Annotated in this window: 16 protein-coding genes, 4 tRNA genes and 1 pseudogene; 11 read left to right on the top strand and 10 right to left on the bottom strand. The window is 43.8% G+C overall.

What is annotated here, in order from left to right; all coding sequences use genetic code 11:
• The first annotated feature begins 592 nt into the window (after window positions 1-592).
• Window positions 593-1,000, top strand: a complete 408-nt coding sequence (locus tag I6L24_RS01570) for a hypothetical protein (RefSeq protein WP_171054336.1) — start codon at window positions 593-595, stop codon at window positions 998-1,000.
• Window positions 1,001-1,047: 47 nt separating this feature from the next.
• Here the strand turns inward: I6L24_RS01570 and wrbA are convergent, their stop codons facing one another.
• Window positions 1,048-1,644, bottom strand: coding sequence for an NAD(P)H:quinone oxidoreductase (gene wrbA, locus I6L24_RS01575; RefSeq protein WP_216986606.1), 597 nt, complete (start codon window positions 1,642-1,644; stop codon window positions 1,048-1,050).
• A gap of 113 nt (window positions 1,645-1,757) precedes the next feature.
• Here wrbA and I6L24_RS01580 point away from each other — a divergent pair, with 113 nt between their 5' ends.
• On the top strand, window positions 1,758-3,005 hold the full coding sequence (locus I6L24_RS01580) for a YihY family inner membrane protein (RefSeq protein ID WP_216986607.1): 1,248 nt from the start codon (window positions 1,758-1,760) through the stop codon (window positions 3,003-3,005).
• Window positions 3,006-3,034: 29 nt separating this feature from the next.
• On the opposite strand, the gene yddG is transcribed toward I6L24_RS01580, so the two are convergent.
• Entirely contained in the window at window positions 3,035-3,922 is an 888-nt protein-coding gene (gene yddG, locus I6L24_RS01585) for an aromatic amino acid DMT transporter YddG (protein ID WP_004281450.1), read from the bottom strand.
• Window positions 3,919-4,857 carry a DMT family transporter gene (locus I6L24_RS01590; RefSeq protein ID WP_005108620.1) on the bottom strand — a complete coding sequence of 313 codons (939 nt, stop codon included), beginning with the start codon at window positions 4,855-4,857 and terminating at the stop codon, window positions 3,919-3,921. The genes yddG and I6L24_RS01590 overlap by 4 nt, the downstream gene beginning before the upstream one ends.
• A gap of 104 nt (window positions 4,858-4,961) precedes the next feature.
• Here I6L24_RS01590 and I6L24_RS01595 point away from each other — a divergent pair.
• Window positions 4,962-5,793, top strand: a pseudogene (locus I6L24_RS01595) (AraC family transcriptional regulator).
• A 52-nt stretch (window positions 5,794-5,845) separates the two neighbouring features.
• Here the strand turns inward: I6L24_RS01595 and I6L24_RS01600 are convergent.
• Window positions 5,846-6,487, bottom strand: coding sequence for a fumarylacetoacetate hydrolase family protein (locus I6L24_RS01600; protein ID WP_216986321.1), 642 nt, complete (start codon window positions 6,485-6,487; stop codon window positions 5,846-5,848).
• Window positions 6,488-6,524: 37 nt separating this feature from the next.
• A complete protein-coding gene (locus I6L24_RS01605; RefSeq protein ID WP_216986322.1) occupies window positions 6,525-7,022 on the bottom strand; it encodes a YcxB family protein in 498 nt (165 codons plus the stop codon).
• A 158-nt stretch (window positions 7,023-7,180) separates the two neighbouring features.
• Here I6L24_RS01605 and I6L24_RS01610 point away from each other — a divergent pair, with 158 nt between their 5' ends.
• Complete coding sequence (locus tag I6L24_RS01610; RefSeq protein WP_216986323.1) at window positions 7,181-8,479, top strand: SRPBCC family protein; 1,299 nt, start codon at window positions 7,181-7,183, stop codon at window positions 8,477-8,479.
• Window positions 8,480-8,584: 105 nt separating this feature from the next.
• Here the strand turns inward: I6L24_RS01610 and I6L24_RS01615 are convergent.
• The 5 genes from I6L24_RS01615 to I6L24_RS01635 all read right to left on the bottom strand — a co-directional run bounded on the left by I6L24_RS01615 (window position 8,585) and on the right by I6L24_RS01635 (window position 9,981).
• Window positions 8,585-8,661: transfer RNA gene (locus I6L24_RS01615), tRNA-Arg, on the bottom strand.
• Between the two features lie 287 nt (window positions 8,662-8,948).
• The gene (locus tag I6L24_RS01620; protein WP_005263738.1) at window positions 8,949-9,554 is read right to left on the bottom strand and encodes a dihydrofolate reductase family protein; all 606 of its coding nucleotides are present in this window, start codon (window positions 9,552-9,554) and stop codon (window positions 8,949-8,951) included.
• A gap of 118 nt (window positions 9,555-9,672) precedes the next feature.
• Window positions 9,673-9,749: transfer RNA gene (locus tag I6L24_RS01625), tRNA-Arg, on the bottom strand.
• A 49-nt stretch (window positions 9,750-9,798) separates the two neighbouring features.
• Window positions 9,799-9,875 (bottom strand) — tRNA-Arg (locus I6L24_RS01630).
• A 16-nt stretch (window positions 9,876-9,891) separates the two neighbouring features.
• Window positions 9,892-9,981: transfer RNA gene (locus tag I6L24_RS01635), tRNA-Ser, on the bottom strand.
• Window positions 9,982-10,244: 263 nt separating this feature from the next.
• On the opposite strand from I6L24_RS01635, the gene rnr reads away from it, so the two are divergent.
• The 7 genes from rnr to I6L24_RS01670 all read left to right on the top strand — a co-directional run bounded on the left by rnr (window position 10,245) and on the right by I6L24_RS01670 (window position 18,406).
• The gene (rnr, locus tag I6L24_RS01640; protein ID WP_216986324.1) at window positions 10,245-12,692 is read left to right on the top strand and encodes a ribonuclease R; all 2,448 of its coding nucleotides are present in this window, start codon (window positions 10,245-10,247) and stop codon (window positions 12,690-12,692) included.
• A gap of 84 nt (window positions 12,693-12,776) precedes the next feature.
• Window positions 12,777-13,091: a hypothetical protein gene (locus I6L24_RS01645; RefSeq protein WP_004281465.1), complete on the top strand. Its 315-nt coding sequence runs from the start codon at window positions 12,777-12,779 to the stop codon at window positions 13,089-13,091.
• 309 nt (window positions 13,092-13,400) lie between these two features.
• A complete protein-coding gene (locus I6L24_RS01650) occupies window positions 13,401-15,440 on the top strand; it encodes a M3 family metallopeptidase (RefSeq protein ID WP_216986325.1) in 2,040 nt (679 codons plus the stop codon).
• 40 nt (window positions 15,441-15,480) lie between these two features.
• On the top strand, window positions 15,481-15,690 hold the full coding sequence (locus I6L24_RS01655; protein ID WP_171248537.1) for a YheV family putative zinc ribbon protein: 210 nt from the start codon (window positions 15,481-15,483) through the stop codon (window positions 15,688-15,690).
• Between the two features lie 17 nt (window positions 15,691-15,707).
• Complete coding sequence (locus I6L24_RS01660) at window positions 15,708-16,142, top strand: restriction endonuclease subunit S domain-containing protein (RefSeq protein WP_216986326.1); 435 nt, start codon at window positions 15,708-15,710, stop codon at window positions 16,140-16,142.
• A gap of 55 nt (window positions 16,143-16,197) precedes the next feature.
• Window positions 16,198-17,079: a DMT family transporter gene (locus I6L24_RS01665; protein ID WP_216986327.1), complete on the top strand. Its 882-nt coding sequence runs from the start codon at window positions 16,198-16,200 to the stop codon at window positions 17,077-17,079.
• A 104-nt stretch (window positions 17,080-17,183) separates the two neighbouring features.
• Window positions 17,184-18,406 (top strand): IS3 family transposase gene (locus I6L24_RS01670; protein ID WP_148335412.1). Its coding sequence is split into 2 segments (ribosomal slippage): window positions 17,184-17,520 and window positions 17,520-18,406, totalling 1,224 coding nucleotides; the frame shifts between segments, so codons are not numbered across the junction.
• Window positions 18,407-18,450: the final 44 nt, after the last annotated feature.

Raw genomic sequence — 18,450 nt, forward strand, 5'->3', positions numbered from 1 at the left:
AAGATAATATATTTTTTATATTATCAATAATCAAAAATTTATCTAATAAAGATTAGAATTATTATACTTTTTATATTTTAAAAGTCGTAAATTTTTATTTTATTAGAACTTCTATTTAATAAGGATAAATGTCACGATTTATTTAAAATATAATTAATCAATTACAATGAAGGTGACTTATAACGAAACGCCAATATTCAGATGTATTTTGGCAGAAAAATTTTAATAGCCCTGATAAGAACTCGTTTACATATTTTTCGACTTCCCTTCCTTTTTCATTTCGAATCCAGAAATGGCCTACCTAAGATCGCAATATTTAGACTGATGAGAGAAGAACATTTCTGATGATCTTGAGATTTGCCATTTCCTCAATGACAGGTTAAGAATTGCGTTAATCAACCAAGAAGGCATATATTTACAGCTGAAATACAATGTTTTAGCGTGAACTCAACTAGAATCAAGTGAGTATGCAATGTTTCTGATTTGCGAATTCAAAACTTATCTAGTGTGTTGTTGTATGTTATGAATAAGTGCTGATCAGGGCACACATCCTATTCCCGACAAACCTAAAACAAGCACATCTCAATCCTTGATGGAACAATCTATGCAATGTCCTAAATGTGGCTCAGCTGATATCGAACAGCGCGATCATGAACAGAATTTAAAGAAAATTGGCGGCATTCTCATGAGTTCAGCGGGTGCAACTGCAGGGACTGTGGGTGGCGCTGCTTCAGGTGCATCCATTGGCGCTGCGATTGGTACAGTAGCCGGACCTTTAGGTGTAATTGTCGGCGGAACCGTAGGCACTTTTGTCGGTGCAATCAGTGTCGGGATTACCGGCGGTGTAGTCGGTAATTTTCTGGGGAAAAAGGCCGGGGTTTCTGTCGACCGTAATCTGTTTCAGGATTATCAATGTCTGAAATGCAAATACAGATTTAGTCAAAAAGATCAAAAAGATCAAAAAGATCAAAAAGATCAAAAAGATCAAAAAGAAGCCTAATAAAATTCAGGAAATGAAGTTCATCCTTCATTTCCTGCGAGAGCTTGTCAGACTTGATTGAGTTTCAGTACCACTTCACCTAAACGCTTGCCTTGTACTTCACACAGAATTTTTTCATCCTGACTCAGGCCCTGATCATGCCGTGGTCCGCTGACATGACTAGCACCATAAGGGGTACCACCCGTTTTGGTATTCGAGAGTGCAGGTGTTGCATTGCTGAGCCCCATGATCATCATGCCATGATGAAATAACGGCGGCAGCATGGTCAGCAAAGTACTTTCCTGCCCGCCATGCATGGAACCTGATGCTGTAAACACGCAAGCCGGTTTACCGTGTAGCGCTCCATTCAGCCACAGACTCGTGGTCTGATCCCAAAAATATTTCATTTCAGAGGCCATATTGCCAAAACGGGTCGGTGAACCAAGCGCCAAACCGGCACACTGCGCCAGATCTTCCAAAGTACAGTAGATATCCCCTTCTGCCGGAATACTGGGTTCAGCCACTTTTACCATGCTGGATATGTTTGGAACTGTCCTGATTTTTACTGCCACGCCTGCCGCTTCAATTCCATTGGCAATTAAATGCGCCATTTCTTTGGTTGAGCCATATTTGCTGTAATATAAAACAAGGACATAAGGTTGCATCATGGTTCTTAGTCATTACTTAAAAAAATAAAACTATACGATACTTTGCAAGTTTTTTGGTTAAGCTGATGGTGAAAATTCATGATGATTAAAAAAATTGAGATTGGATGCAGATGATTGTTAAGTATTTAAAGAAATTACCTTTCTATGAAAAACACTGGTTTCAATTTGTTTTATTTGTACTTCGACGCTTTGAAGCAGACCGCTGTCGCGAACAGGCAGGTTCCCTGACCTACACTACCCTGTTTGCGGTGGTGCCGATGCTGACGGTTTTTCTGGTAATTATCTCTTCCATTAAAGCGCTGGAACCTGCGCGGCAGCAATTGCAACAACTGATCTATAGTAATTTTTTACCCAAAACTACAATTGCCTTTGATAAGGCCCTGAATGCCTTTACCGATAAATCCAGCAATCTCACCATCATTGGTATTCTGTTCTTGTTTGTGACGACAGTATTGATGCTCAGCAGTATCGAAACGGTGTTTAACCGCATTTGGCGCGTGACTGAAACGCGGGGCGGAATTATGGGCTTTATGCGTTACTGGACCATCATTTCGCTCGGGCCGATTTTACTCGGCAGTGCATTTGTGATTTCTTCGACCGTGGCATCCATGAGCATTCTCAGCAATAACTTTGCCGGTTATGAGCTTGATGGCGCTTTTGTCCTCTGGGCGATTTCCTTTTCTTTGACTGTACTCGGATTTTTCATTTTGAACTGGACCATCCCGAATCGCAGTGTACCGCTTAAATCTGCCTTTATTGCCGGTCTATTTAGTGCCGTGGTGTTTGAGCTGCTGAAAAATCTGTTTGGCTATATCATGTCAAACTTTACCAGCTATGAGATCGTCTATGGTGCCTTCGCCGCCGTGCCGATTTTCCTGCTCTGGATTTATCTGTCGTGGATTATTGTGTTACTAGGGGTTGAAATCAGCTATGCCCTGACGGCGTTTGAATCTGGGCAGGACAATAAACGCCATCCCATCGTCATGCTGCTGGATCTGTTAGAATTATTTTATAAAAAGCAGAAAACTGGTGAAAGCATCAGTGAAGCCCAAGCACTTGAGGTCTTAGGCCGGGATGAAATTGGACGCTGGCCGAGCTATGTCGCCATGTTTGAAAAGCAGAATTTGATCAAACGTACCGATGAAAATGAATATGTGCTGGTTCGTGATCTGGATCAGGTCAGCTTCTGGAATTTTTATCTGCAATTACCCTATCCACTGCCACGCAAAGACCATCTCACCAATGCCCAGACTGATGACATCTGGATGCAAAATTTCTCACCTAGATTACAGGAAACCGATCAATATCTGGAAGAAAAACTCAATTTTCCATTGTCCGAACTGTTCCGACATAAATAAAAAAATCCTCTCGCTTGAGAGGATTTTTTTTAACTGATAGCGGTAGATTTCCAGCAGACTATAGCGCCTGCAGTCACCAAACCCGTCCCGATCCAAAAACTGAGTTCGGGTCTGACATCCAGAATCAGCATTGACATGACCGAAGAAAGAATCGGCATAAAATAGGTGGCTAAAATCAGCACCTTGATATTGCCGAACTGCATACTCTGATTCCAGTTACTATAGGCGATGCCAATCAGACTACCCACCACTGCAATTCCCAACCATAGCTTGAATGTGGGCATGATAAAAGGTTCGTTTAATCCTAAATGTAAGAACCATAAGCTAATTACAGCGACCAAAAAGAAAATCGGTACACCATTTTGTCCGCGGCCATAGGTCCTAGTTAGAACGCAGTAGCAAGGCCATAACAAAGCGCCGAGAAAGGCAAAGCCATAAGCCCAAGGATTTTCAGCTAAAGCCTGCATAAACTTCGGCAGATTAGTGATTTCTGGATTGACCACCAGCATCAGTCCCATCACAGCGAGCAGAAAGCCTGGAATCACCCAGAGGCGAGCCTGCAACTGTCGGGCAAAAATCGAAAAAACAATCATCAAGGGTGGCCACAGATAATTGATCATGGCAATCAGCATCACCTGTTCACGATTATCCGACCATGCCACAGCAACCAGAAATAGAATCTCATAAGCCACAAATAAAGCGCCACAACCGAGCAGATAACGCTTGGACATTTGCATGATTTTTGGAAAGCCGGTGAACGCAAAAATCGCCAGACTGCTAAAACTATAAATTAAAGCAATCCCCTGCACTGCACTGGTGGATTCAGTAATCAGTTTCACTACGGCGACCAGACTGGCCCAGATCAGAATAGAAGACAGACCAATCCAGGTCGCTAAATTTACAGACCAGATTTTCATGCTTGCTCTTGAATGCTTTTATTGATATTCGGTTTTTTCAGCCATCCCTGCAAACTCACTAGAATCACACCCAGCATGACCATACAGGTGCCGATAATAAAATTGATTTCGATATGTTCATCCAGAATCAGTACGCCGAACAGCATGCCGAATACAGGGGTCAAAAAGGAAAATACCCCTAGACGCGATGCCAGATAATGCTTCAGCATCCAGAACCAGATCAGATAACTGGCAAAGGAAATCAGCACGGTATGAAAAACCAGACTGGAAATAGACAACACCGTCCATTGAATGGCTGCTTGTCCAGTCAGAACAGCCAGAGGCAATAACAGCATTCCACCTATCAATAATTGATAGAACAAAGTCTGGGTTGCAGGTGCTTCAGCCAGCCGGCTCAGACGTACACTGACTGTGGTGGCTGCCCAGAATACGCCGCCAAGCAAAGCCAGAAAATCTCCCCACAAGGCATCAGTTTGTAAAGTTGATTCTGTCTGTGGACGTAACAGAAAGCTGACTACAATTCCGCTAAAGGCAAGAAATATTCCGCCCCATTGCACAGAAGACAAACGCTCTGCCGGCAATTTCCAGTGTAAACCCAAAGCCACAAAAATCGGCGCGGTATAAAGTAAAACAATCGTATGCGAGGCTGAGGTATAACGCAGTGCCTCACCAATCAGATAGAATTCGGTTGCAAACAACACACCGACTAGTAATCCTGCAGGTAAATAGCGTGCATTCCAGAGTTGACGGCGCACGCTCTGCTGAATCAGGGGATAAACCATCAGCGCAGACAAGGCTGAACGCAAGGCAATTTGCATCAGGGCTGAAATATCATTCGCGGCCCACTTCAGTACCACCTGTTGTAAACCCCACAACATACACAATACAAACATGATGGCAGATGCTTTGGCATCTAATGCCTGACGCTGGCTCACATACGGTCCTGTTGCTCATTTGGAAGGTACACTATAAAAGTGTCAGAAATAAAAGATATACTTCAAAACAGACAAATGATGGTGTTATTCAGGCAATTTCGGTGATGCATAAAAAAATCCAAGCAGATTCAGCTTCGCTCAAGCAACTTCCGACCCATGATCTGATTAAAGCACCTCTGTGGATCAGTTTCAGGGAAGATCCTGCGCAATCTGTTTATCCGCTACATGGCCATGCCTGGGGAGAATTTGTCTATGCTTTTCATGGCGTGATGGAAGTGAATATTAATCATATAAATTATGTGACGCCTTCACCTCACGGCATCTGGCTCCCACCGAATTTAGAGCATCGTGGTCTGAACCGTACCGCAGTTTCTCATGGCACTCTGTATGTGCATGAATCACTTTGTAGCCAACTGCCCACTCAACCGGGCATCCTGCTCAGCGCCCCCTTGGTCACTGCTTTATTTACCCACCTGAAACAACTACATCAGCAAGATCATCCGGGATTCGAGAATTCAGCTGAATATCAGCGTCTGCTACAGGTGCTGCTTGATCAGCTCCAGCAAGCCCAACTGGTCAGCAGTTATCTACCGCATTCAGAACATGCATTGCTGAAACAGATTTTAGATTATTTACATCAGCATCCGGCAGATCAGAGCTCGCTGCAGCAACTGGCCGAACGCGTCAATTTAACCGAGCGGACGTTAGCGCGATATAGCCAGAAAGAACTGGGAATGTCACTGCATGAATGGCGGCAACGCCTGAAAGTGATGCAGGCCATGTCTTTATTAAATGCAGCGCATAGTGTCGAGAGCATTGCCTTTGATCTGGGCTATGCCAATGCCTCAGCATTTATCAGCATTTATCAGCATGTTTAAACGCTGGATGGGAAGCACCCCAGATCAGTTTCGCAAACGTTATACTGTTAATGATTAAAATTATGCATATGAAAAAGGAGCCAATAGGCTCCTTTGATTCAAAATCCTGGTTATTTCACAAAAGTCGTCCAGACATAATCTTGAGCCTGCCCTTTGAGGGTCATTTTCAGTTGATCGCCTGAATGTAATGCCGCAACGCCTGCCGGTGTACCGGTCATCACCACATCCCCTTCTTCCAAAGTAAAGACCTGACTGATGTCAGCCAGCAAGGTCGCAATATCAAATATCAATAAAGCGGTATCACCTTTTTGACGTAGCTCATCATTGACTTGCAGTGTGTAATGCACATCTTTCCAGTCCGTGACTACATCGGCGACAGGCACCCAGTCCGACAACAGACAAGAGCCATCAAAGGCTTTGGCACGTTCCCAAGGCTGGCCTTTTTTCTTGAGATCATCCTGTAAATCACGCAAAGTTAAGTCCAGACCTAAAGTCACCGCACCCACAGCTTCAAGTGATTTCACAGGATCGCTTTCTTTGCTTAAAGTCCGGTCAATGCGCAAGCTGAGTTCACATTCATAATGACAATTGCCCCATTCCGGATTCCATTCAATGCCTGCTTCGAGCGAACTTAAGGCACTCGGTGGCTTGATAAACAATACCGGACGATCAGGGATCGCATTGCCGAGTTCTTTGGCATGATCGGCATAACTGCGACCCACGCAAACGATTTTGGATGGACGTGTGCTCATGATCAAAACTTCCCTTTTCCTTTTATAGATATCTGAATTATTTTTTAAATGTATGCTCGAACATACTCTGTTCAGTGCCGTCCTTAAATGCACGCTTCGGCACAATAACCACGGTACGGTTTTTTAATTCCAGCATATAAGTGAGTTTACCGACAGCAAAATTCTGCACTTCGCTATATGGCACCGACTTACTACGATCATTATTAAAAATTTCCGCATAGTCCTGATACAAATCAATACCCTGTTCGCTTTTACCAAACTGATATTTAACAAACTGACGTTTAAACATCATCGGCAGGAACCAGTAACGCATAATACCTTGCAGGAGCAGAAAAAATGCGCCCAAAGCCACGTAATAACGTCCGACGCCATCAAAACCCATCGAGAAACCCCAGATGATGATCCCGATACTGACCAGAGGCGTCAGAAAACGTGAAATCTGCTTTTTACCAAACGTCGCCAGGGCAAAACCATCCTGAGATTCTTCTAAAGTCAGAAAATAACGGGTCGATAAAGTCGGTGCTGACTCAGTCATAGCATCACATCAAAAATAAAATCTTGCCCAATACTATACCAAAATATCCATAGCGCTTATGGCCTGTCGCATCAATTACATAACTTTGCTTTGGAAATACGTGCATTTGGTTTTAAATAAACAGCAATTAAAACAAAAAATACGCAACAGGATGTTGAATGAAAGGATTAAAGCAATGCATGCTCATCGGTGTTTGTTTGGCAGTTTCTGTCCCAGCACTGGCCAAGATTATTCCTTGGAATGCCGAATTGCCGAGCAGTCTGAGTGCTTATCAGGGCAATGCCCAGCAACTGGCAGAATTAACCGGCGAGCGGATTCTGATTTATGCGCATCCAACCAGTAAAACCCAGCTCCCCACCTTAAACAATAATGCAGCCAGCAAGACACAGTTTTATAGTGCAGCTGTGGTATTGCCTGTGGCTGAAGCTCAAGTTGAAAAATTGCTGCGCCATTATCCAAATTATGTGGGTCTGTTTCCAACTTTAAAGTCAGCCAAAGTGCTAGAGCAGCAGGGTTCGATTCAGCAGATTAAATATCAGGTTCATATCCCGACCCCGATTCCGGTGTTAAACTTTAAAGAAACTGTAGTGATGCAGCATCATCTGGGCGAAAACAGCATCAGCACCTTAATTATTGATGCGCCGATTCCCTATGGTGCGGGAAAACTGGAATGGTTTGCACTGGGTCCGCATAAAACGCTGGTGACTGTCACCCAATGGGGCGACCTGAACCAGCCCAAAGGCTTTTTATTCAGTAAAATCCTGAATGCGCTGCCTGAAGCCAAACTCGGCATTCCGCCGAGTACCAATGCATTTCTACTGGAAGCACTACAACAGCGCTTTGAAACCGATCATACAGCGGCACTAGCAACTCCAATTCCGCAACTTAGATTCAACCCTCAACAGCTACAAAAAATTACCCAGATCAGCCAAAAGTCTGGTCAACCGGTCAGTTTCATTTTTCCGAACTATCAGATTAAAGAAGGAAAAGCCTCAGAAAATTTAAGATTTAGCAGCACCTATCAATATTTTGCGCATCCAGTCGAAAAATTGCTGCCGTGGTTGGCTGCTGAAGCAACCCAGCAACTTTTCCCCCGGCAGATCAAGAAGGTCGAACTTAATCCAGTCAATACCCAAAGTGTGGATGCCAACTATAAGGTTTCGGTGGGTTTAGGGGTGATTCAGATTCCATTTAACTTCAAGATGCGTTTTTACCAGCTTGATTCCCTGCAAAACCAGTTCAATGCCAATGGCGGCGACTTGAAGTTTGTGAAAGGTGGCATGCGCTTATTACCGCAGTCACAAGGTACCTTATTTCAAATTACCAGCAGCATGAAGATTCACGATCAGGCGCCATTCTTATTAAGAGCTATGCGCAGCATGCCCTATCACGATGTTTTACCTGCGGTAGGTGGCAATACCGTTTATGCACTGAAAGTTCAGCAAAAATTAAGATAAGAAGGATGCAGAGAGTTATTGGTTTTTTATATGAAAAATTCACACACATTCCAGACACAAAAAAACCGCATCAATGTGCGGTTTTTTCAGATTTTTTATCAAGATTGGTGCGCTCAGAGAGATTCGAACTCCCGACCCCTTAGTTCGTAGCCAAGTGCTCTATCCAGCTGAGCTATGAGCGCGACGTCTTGATGGGGTGCATTATACGAGTTTTTTCAGTGTTGTTAAGTGTTTTTTAATAAAATCTCAACCGAACGTACAGTAATTAAACGATGCAGCAATATTCACAACTTTCTGCTGAAAACTTCTGCAAATTTAGAGCTAAAAGCACTTAATTAATTCAACCAAGAAGCTTCATTTTCCAAAAAATTTCAGCACCAAATAATGGGTCAACCTTAAGTATTCTCAACCAGGTATCCAGCCAGAATAGAATTCAAATATAAACCGACCATCACTCTTGTGCGCTTTATCACTCGCGTATTGTTCCCGTCTTTACTTCTCCTGCCCTTTGATAATGCGTAAACACAATACCATTTGAGCTGACCAGATGATCTATCAATTGAAAAGCGGCGGGTATTGATTCATGACTAAACAGGCGTTTGCCAACACCCAGTATAATTGGAAAAGTCAGCAGACAAAGTTCATCCACAAGCTCATATTTGAAAAGCGCCTGTACCACTGCAGCACTGCCATAAACTCGAATATCCCCCTCTCCTGATGCTTTAAGCTTGATGATCTCATCAATGCTTTTCAGAAAAAGGGTATTTTGCCAGTCGGAATGCTCCAGACTGGTAGAAAGGACATATTTATTGACGTCATTGATTCCCGGCCAGTCTTCAGTATGTGTGGGCCAGTAAGATTCAAAAATCTGAAAAGTATGTTTCCCTAAAAGAATATCGGAGGGCTGCATCCATTTTTGCATAATGACATCAAATGCCGGATCAGGTTCCGCATTAAAATACGGCGCCACCCAGCCACCATATTGAAAGCCACCAGATATATCTTCTTCTGGGCCGCCGGGCCCCTGCATCACGCCATCGAGGGTCAAAAATTCCTGGACAATGATTTTTCTCATCACGACTGCCTTTATTTTTATTCACTCGCCTGAGACTTATTTTTAGCATGTGTTGTCTGGTGTTTCTGTAAATTTTAGGCACAAAAAAACCGCAACATGTGCGGTTAATTGTTCAAGTTGGTGCGCTCAGAGAGATTCGAACTCCCGACCCCTTAGTTCGTAGCCAAGTGCTCTATCCAGCTGAGCTATGAGCGCGTAACTTGTCTGCCTCGGTTGGCAATACGTTTTTTCTGCTTAACTTACTTGGTGCGCTCAGAGAGATTCGAACTCCCGACCCCTTAGTTCGTAGCCAAGTGCTCTATCCAGCTGAGCTATGAGCGCGCGACATAAGTAAGCGTGGCGGTGAGAGAGGGATTCGAACCCTCGATACAGTTACCCGTATGCGTCCTTAGCAGGGACGTGGTTTCAGCCACTCACCCATCTCACCGTAACGTGCGGCCATAATACAAATTTCGGCATGGCACTGCAAGCGCAGCATCAAAAAAAAGTGCATATTTTTGCTCGTTTAAATACTTTTTAAGCAATTCCTCGATTTTTCGCGCATTTTGATGGCAAAAAAACTGCATAAATTTCCAGTTATCGAAAATTAACAGAAAATTGAAAACTTAAATGGATTATTGCAATCATTTACGTGCAGTCTGCGCACACATGTTTTATGCTAAACCTATCTCCTAAGATAAATTTAAAGACATGATGAAAAACTGGGTCGATCCTGAAGCAAAAGCTGAAGCCGAACGTTATGACAACCCTATCCCTAGCCGCACGCTCATTTTAGAAACCATCGAAAAGAACAATGCCCAGTCCCATGCAGACCTGGTCGAACATTTTGAAATTGCAGATCAAAAAAGTATTGATGCCCTGAGCCATCGTTTAATTGCGATGGTGCGTGACGGGCAACTGATGAAAGACGGCTACAAGTTTCAGATTGCCGTCGAGCAACCTGAATCCGAAGCGACGGTTTATATCAATTCCCGAGGGATGGGAACTGCCAACATTTCCGGCCAGGATGACCTATTATTGGCTGAGCGTGAACTGCGTCTGGTCTTTAATGGTGACCGCGTTAAAGTGCGTCAGACTTCGGTAGACCGTAAAGGTAAGGCCTGGGGCTATATTACTGAAGTTGTGCAGCATCGTGTCAAACAGATCATTGGTAAAGTGTCAGAGTATGATGGTGAATACTTTATCCAGCCAGCCAACCCGAATGCACATCAGCCAATCACCCTTGAAAAAGAACTGATCGAACATGCCCAGGTCAATCTGGGTGACTCGATTCGTGTGGCGATTGATACCTATCCGACCCGTGAAGAATTCGCGACTGGGCATATTGTGCAGTCCATGGCAGACAAGGCCGATACTGAAATCATCATTCCACAAACCATTTTAGAATATGGTTTGCCTTATGAATTCCCGGAAGAAGTTGTTAAAGAAGCCGAGAGCTTTAAAGAACCAACGGCCAAAGACCATGAAGGTCGTGTGGATCTGCGTGATTTAGCCTTAGTTACTATTGACGGTGAAGATGCACGTGACTTTGATGATGCCGTTTATGCCGAAAAACGTCCCGGCGGTGGTTATCGTGTAGTCGTAGCCATTGCCGATGTCAGCCATTATGTGCGTCCAGGCAAACCGCTGGATGATGAAGCGCAGGAACGCGGGACGTCAGTCTACTTCCCGCACTTTGTTTTACCGATGCTGCCTGAAGCATTGTCGAATGGCCTGTGTTCGTTAAATCCGAATGTTGACCGCCTATGTATGGTCTGTGATTTAAAACTGTCACGTGCTGGCCGTGTTACCGGTTTTGAGTTCTATCCATCTGTTATGCATTCCAAGGCACGTTTGACCTATGATCAGGTCGCACAGTATCTGGAAGGTGACAGTCAAGCCATTACCGAAGACCGTGAAGTTCGCAAGTCGATCAACACCCTGTTCCAGCTTTATCAAGTTCTTAAAAGTTTACGTGCTGAACGCCATGCCATGGAATTTGAAACCGTCGAAACTTACATGACCTTCGACGAACTGGGCGGAATTAAAGAAATTTTGCCGCGTAGCCGTAATGATGCGCATAAGCTGATTGAAGAATGTATGTTGCTGGCCAACGTGGCAGCCGCAGAATATGCATTGAAAAATGAAATGCCAATGTTGTACCGTGTGCATGAGCCACCAGAGTTCTCACGTATCCAGAAAGTCCGTGACTTCGTCAAGCTGCTGGGTTTGAATTTCCCGGAACAGCCGACTCAGAAAGATTATCAGGCGGTGATTGAAGCGACCAAAGAACGGATTGATGCACCAAGTATTCATGCGGTGTTATTACGCTCCATGATGCAGGCTTACTATGGTGCGAGTAATGCAGGCCATTATGGTCTGGCTTATGAAGCCTATACACATTTCACTTCACCAATTCGCCGTTATCCGGATTTGTTATTGCATCGTGCAATCAAAGCACATTTAAATAACAAGCCATCTCCGCTTTCAGGCGGTGCTTTAGATGAAGCTGGTGACCATTTCTCTGCCACAGAACGTCGTGCAGATGAAGCGTCGCGCTCGGTGACGACCTGGTTGAAATGTCATTATATGCAGCAGCATCTGGGCGAAGAATTTGTCGGCATTATTAGTGCAACGGCAGAATTTGGCCTGTTTGTCACGTTAAAAGATCTGTATGTCGATGGTATGGTGCATGTCAGCCAGCTAGGTGATGACTTCTTTGTCTTTGATCAAAGCAGCCAGAATCTGATCGGCCAGAACCGTGGTCAGGTCTTTGGTCTGGGTGATGAAGTCAAAATCAAGGTTGCCGGTGTCAATCTGGAAGAACGTAAGATCGATTTTGAACTGGTGCAACAACTCAGTCATGCCGGCCGTGCAGTTCGTGCCCGTGCACCGCGCGTGAGTGAGAAAAAACCAGTATCACGTCCAGCAGCGACAGAAGAAGTGTTTGGCAATAATGAACGTGAATCTAAATCCAACTTGAGCGCCGATGGAGAACAACCCATACGACACAAAAAAGGAAAAGGAAAACCCAGCTCTTACAGTAAAAAGTCTGCTAAACCATCTGCAGGAAAGTCTGAAGCAAAGGTTAAAGATAAAGTAAAGAAAAAGGCCAAGGTCAAAAAGAAAAAGTCGAATGCAAAAGCCAAGACTGAATAATTTTTGATGGTTTAAAAAGAGCGCTACGGCGCTCTTTTTTATTCATAATCAAGATACTAACTAGAAATAAAAAGGAATTATAAATTGGAAGTTATTAATATTCTAACATTAATCATTTCTCTTATGGCTCTGCTCGTAACCTATGCAGTTTTTAAGTCCGATCAGCAACCACAAATTATTATTTTTGCTACCCCTCATTATGGGAAAGAATCCGTAATCCAACTTCATGTTAAAAATATTGGAAAGTCCATCGCTCATAATGTAAAAATATCTAGTGATCGACTGATCCCTCGTGCAGCATTTGGAATTGAAAAATTAAATTCTGAAAAACAATATTTTGAAACTGGAATTTTTAAAAATGGAGTCAAAGTATTCCCACCCAATCAGAGCTATATATAAGATTGGGGGCAATATGGGGGCTTAAAAGATTCATTAGATAATTCCCCTATAACATTCACTATTACATATTTGTATAAACACCCTTTGAATCTTTGGAAAACAAAAATCACTGACATCTCTACAATTGATATAAATGAATTAGAATCACTTCCAGCGTCCAATGGAGGATTATTAGAACAATTAAAAAATATCAATAAATCATTAACAACCTTAAATCAAAAGATCGAGAAAAAAGTATAGATAGCTTGATTTCCTAGCTTACAACCCCTACATCTAGATTTAACATAGGAAATAAATCGGCAGACCGACATGACTTTAGAAAAGGCAACTTTGCCTGTTCCACAATTTGATCAGATTACGCTGGCTGAGCTAAAACAAAAAATTGAAAGCTGTATCGCTGAAGGGCAAAAGTTCCTGAATGACCTCACCGAAACGCCTACTACAGTACAGGAGCAGCTGACTACTCTGGAACATGTCGACACGCTTGAAAACAATATGAGTGAGTCTTGGGGCATCTTGTCACATTTAAATGCCGTGATGAACAATGCCGAAACCCGTGATGTCTACCAAGCACTTTTACCGGGTCTTAGCGAATATTATACGCAACTGGGTCAACATACGGCGCTGTATCAGACCTATCAGCATATTTATGATGCGTCGATTTATAGTGAACTGCCGGCAGCGCAGCAAAGCGCTATTAAACTGGCCTTACGTGACTTTAAATTATCTGGGGTGGCGTTAGAGGGTGAAGCGAAAAAACGTTATGCGGAAATTTCGGCACGTCTGTCCCAATTATCTTCCGACTTCTCCAACCATGTGCTAGATGCGACTCAGGCCTATTTCAGACCGCTGAATGAAGAGGAGTTAGCGGGTCTATCTTCAAATAATATTGAGCTGTTAAAACAATATGGTCAGCAACGTGAGCTGGATCAACCGGTGGCTACGCTGGATTTCCCGTCTTATCTGGCGATCATGACCCATTCAGAAAATCGCCCTCTGCGTGAAGAACTCTATAAAGCTTATACCACGCGTGCGTCAGATCAGGCTGAACAGAGCGAGTTTGACAATACTGCACTGATCGAAGAAATTCTCAGTTTGCGTCTGGAAATGGCAAAACTGCTTGGCTTTAATAATTATGCGGAATTGTCCTTAGCCAGCAAAATGGCACCAAGTGTAGAGGCCGTAGACGAATTCTTGCGTGATCTGGCAGAGCATGCCCGCGCGCCAGCAGAGAAAGAAATTGCAGAACTGAAAGCGATTGCTGCTGAAGATGGCATCCGTGATCTGCAACCGTGGGACAGTGGCTATTATTCTGAAAAGCTGAAAATGCAGCAATTTAATTTGTCACAGGAAGTGCTTAAACCTTACTTCCCTGCACCAAAAATCCTGCAAGGCCTGTTCAGTATTGTGAATCGTCTGTATGGCATTCAAGTCATTGAACGTGAAGCGCCTGTCTGGCATCCAGATGCACGTTATTTTGAACTAGAAGATCAGGGTCAGGTGATTGGCGGTTTCTATTTTGATCTGTATGCACGTCAAGGCAAACGTGGCGGTGCATGGATGAGCGGTTTCCGTTCCCGTATGCAGACCAGTGATGGCTTGCAAAAACCGATTTGTTATATGGTCGGTAACTTTACTCCACCCGTCGGCAATCGCCCTGCACTGCTGACCCATGATGAAGTCATCACCTTGTTCCATGAATTTGGTCATGGCCTGCATCATATGCTGACAGAAGTAGACAATATTGCCGTGGCAGGTACCCATGGCGTGGCGTGGGATGCGGTCGAGCTGCCAAGCCAATTTATGGAATTCTGGGCTTGGGATCAGGAAAGTCTGGATCTGCTCAGCGAGCACATAGAAACCCAAGAATCTTTGCCGGCTGAACTGCTGAAAGCCCTGCTGGATGCACGTTTCTTCCAGTCTGGCATGCAAACCCTGCGTCAGCTTGAATTTGCCCTGTTTGACCTGAGTATTCACCGAGCCAATCCGGCTTTAAATGCAGCACAGGTTCAGGCTACTTTGAATGAGATCCGTGAAAAATATGCGGTTCTACCGACCACCGACTATAACCGTTTCCAGCACAGCTTCAGTCATATTTTTGCCGGTGGTTATGCAGCGGGATATTATTCCTATAAATGGGCCGAAGTTTTGGCCAGTGATGCCTTCGACCGCTTTGAAGATGAAGGTATTTTTAATACCACTACCGGAAAGCAGTTTCGGGAAAATATCCTCGCAGTTGGCGGAAAAGACACAGCACTTGACGCATTTATCAATTTCCGCGGACGCGAGCCAAAAATAGATGCATTGCTGCGTCATCAAGGTTGGACGAACCCCTCTAAAAACGCTTAAACTAGCTTTTTAAGTTGATCACAAGGTGAGTATGATGACCATTAAACGTCGTTTCATTGCAGGCGCAAAATGTCCAAAATGTCAGGCGTTAGATCGCGTCGTCATGCTGACCTCTGGTGAAGATGAATGGATCGAATGTATTGAATGTGGTTATGAAGAAAATCGTCCCACACATGTTGACCCACCAGAAACACCAGCTGTTCCAGATGAAGTTGGCGTGATTCAGTTTAAACCTCGTTCAGTAAAATAAAAATCAAGGTTCAAGCTATGTCAGTAGAACAAAGAAATAACCCCAAACTTTTAATGGGGATTATGGGGGCTTTAGTTACTGTCGTTGCATTGGTATTGCTATATCAGTGGTTGAATGCCTCTTCCGGTGAAGCGGAACGCATGCATCAGGAAGATATCGCGGCTGTTCCGGCAGCAAAACCTGCGGCGAAAACTGAAGAAGATACGGCGGCAGCCAAAGCAGCTGAAACTATCGAAGCTAAAGCACTGGTATCAGAGCAGCTGTTAGATTCACCAGTGCCGGAGAATGCCAGTTTGGCCAAAGAAGAAGTGGCTAAACTAGATGACATCCAAGTTCAGCTCAATGAACAAAAAGCCACACTGGATGCGCAGCATAGCGATGCCGACCAGTTGATCCAACTGAAAGAGGAACAGATCAAGTTACTTGAAGCACAACTTGCTCAAAGCCAGTAAATCTCGACAGCATTTCAGCTAGAATATCGTCAGATCTTCTAGCTCAGTTGTTTCCATGTCTGCCCCAGCCGCTCCGCATCTGCTTAAAGCCATTCTGTTACTGACCTGCTCTGCTTTTCTCTTTTCAGTTATGGGCGTCTGTATCCGTTATGCCTCGGCAACGGTTGATAATGCCACAGTGGTCTTCTTTCGCAATTTTGTTGGGCTGTTTATTTTCCTGCCCTTCATTTTCAATAAAGGCATTGTTTTTTTCAAAACTGAAAAGCTGTGGATGCACACTTGGCGCGCAGTGGTCGGACTGACGGCCATGTACGGCTTTTTCTATGCCATTGCTCATTTAAAACTCTCCAATGCCATGGTCTTCACCTACTCTTCCCCGATTTTTATTCCTTTGATTGCCTGGCTATTTCTCAAGGAAAAAATCACCACAAGCATGTTAGCCGCAGCTCTGATTGGTTTCATCGGCGTACTCTGTGTCGCCAAACCAGATTCGGGTCTAATTAACCTGATGTCGGTCATTGGTTTGAGTGCCAGCTTTCTGGCGGCGATGGCCTTTGTCACGGTTCGGGCACTGACCAAAACCGATTCTCCGGAAAAAATCGTGTTTTATTTCTGCTTTATTGGCACCCTGATTTCAGTGATTCCGATGTTCTGGCTATGGCGACCTTATACCCTGACAGAACTCAGCTATCTGATTACTGCCGGCATCCTGGCCAATTTCAGCCAACTGTTTATGTCAAATGCCTACAAGCTGGCTCCGGCAGGACAGATTGGACCGGTCAACTATGTGGCGATTTTCTTTGCCGGCATGTGGGGCTTTCTGTTCTGGCAGGAAGTTCCGGACCTCTATAGCGTGATTGGGCTGGGGCTGATTTTCTGTGCGATTCTATTGTGTAGCCCGATCCTACAAAAGCGCCTGAATTCATCCAAAATTTGATTAACGAATTTAAATCAAATAAATAAAAAAGCACCCGAAAGTGCTTTTTTATTGCTTTTCTTGTCCCGTCCTGAAATAAGTTTACACCTTAAGAGACTTATTTTATGGAACATAAACGAGAACAACGAGTTAAACGTACACAACGTGACTATAGCTTTGCCTTTAAAATGATGGTGGTACATGAAGTAGAAAAAGGGCAAATTACTTATAAGCAAGCTCAGGCAAAATATGGTATTCAAGGAAGATCAACTGTGCTGGTATGGTTACGCAAGCACGGACAACAGGACTGGACTTCGAATATGCCGACTTCTTCTAAACGCCAATTGACACCCCAACAACGAATCCGCCAATTAGAAAAGCAGTTAGCCGCAGAAAAGCTTAAAACTGAATTTATTCAGGATGTGATTTATCACATTGATAAAGAATGTGGGACTGATCTTGGAAAAAAGTATACCGAGCACGTTTCAAAGATTGGCAAAGCCAAAGAAGACTAAGCGTTTCACGTTATTGTCAGTGGTTGGGAATCACCCGACAAGCTTATTATCAAGCAGAAAAACGTGCTCAAATGACTGCACAAGCAACTGAACAAATACTTGAGTTGGTTATGGAATATCGCTGTCTCATGCCAAGTATCGGAACACGTAAGCTGTATTGGCTTATTAAAGGCAAATTGTTGCAACGTGGTTTAAAGTGTGGACGGGATCAGTTATTTAAAATATTGAAAGAAAATAACTTATTGATTCGCCCTAAGCGTCGCTATACAAAAACTACGGATAGCAAGCATTGGATGAAGAAGCATCCAAATTTATTAAAGGATTATTCAGCGGTGCAAGCCAATGAAGTCTTTGTTAGTGATATTACCTATGTTGAGAGTGCTGAAGGTGTGCATTATTTATCCTTGGTGACAGATGCTTATACCCGACAGATTAAAGGTTATAAGTTATCGAATGATATGCGTGCAGAGAATGTTGTGCAGGCACTACATATGGCGATGCAGCATGTGACAGATCGGGCAGCCAGGATGATTCACCATTCAGACAGAGGCTCTCAGTATTGCTCTGAGCTATATCAATCGGCATTGCGCCATTATGGGATATGTCCTTCCATGACAGATGGCAAGGACTGTTATCAGAATGCATTAGCAGAGCGAATTAATGGAATATTAAAGCAGGAGTTTTTAACCACGCGATGTCAAACCATGAAGGAGTTAGATCACTTAATTGCGGAATCTATCATGATTTACAATTGTTATAGACCGCATTTAAGTTTAAATATGAACACCCCGAATCAGATGTATGAGCAAACAAAAACCGAGCTAATTGCTTAACTCGGTTTGAAGTGGAATACTGTCAATCTATTTCAGGACAAGAC

The organism is Acinetobacter lwoffii, from assembly GCF_019048525.1.
GTDB lineage: Bacteria > Pseudomonadota > Gammaproteobacteria > Pseudomonadales > Moraxellaceae > Acinetobacter > Acinetobacter lwoffii_K.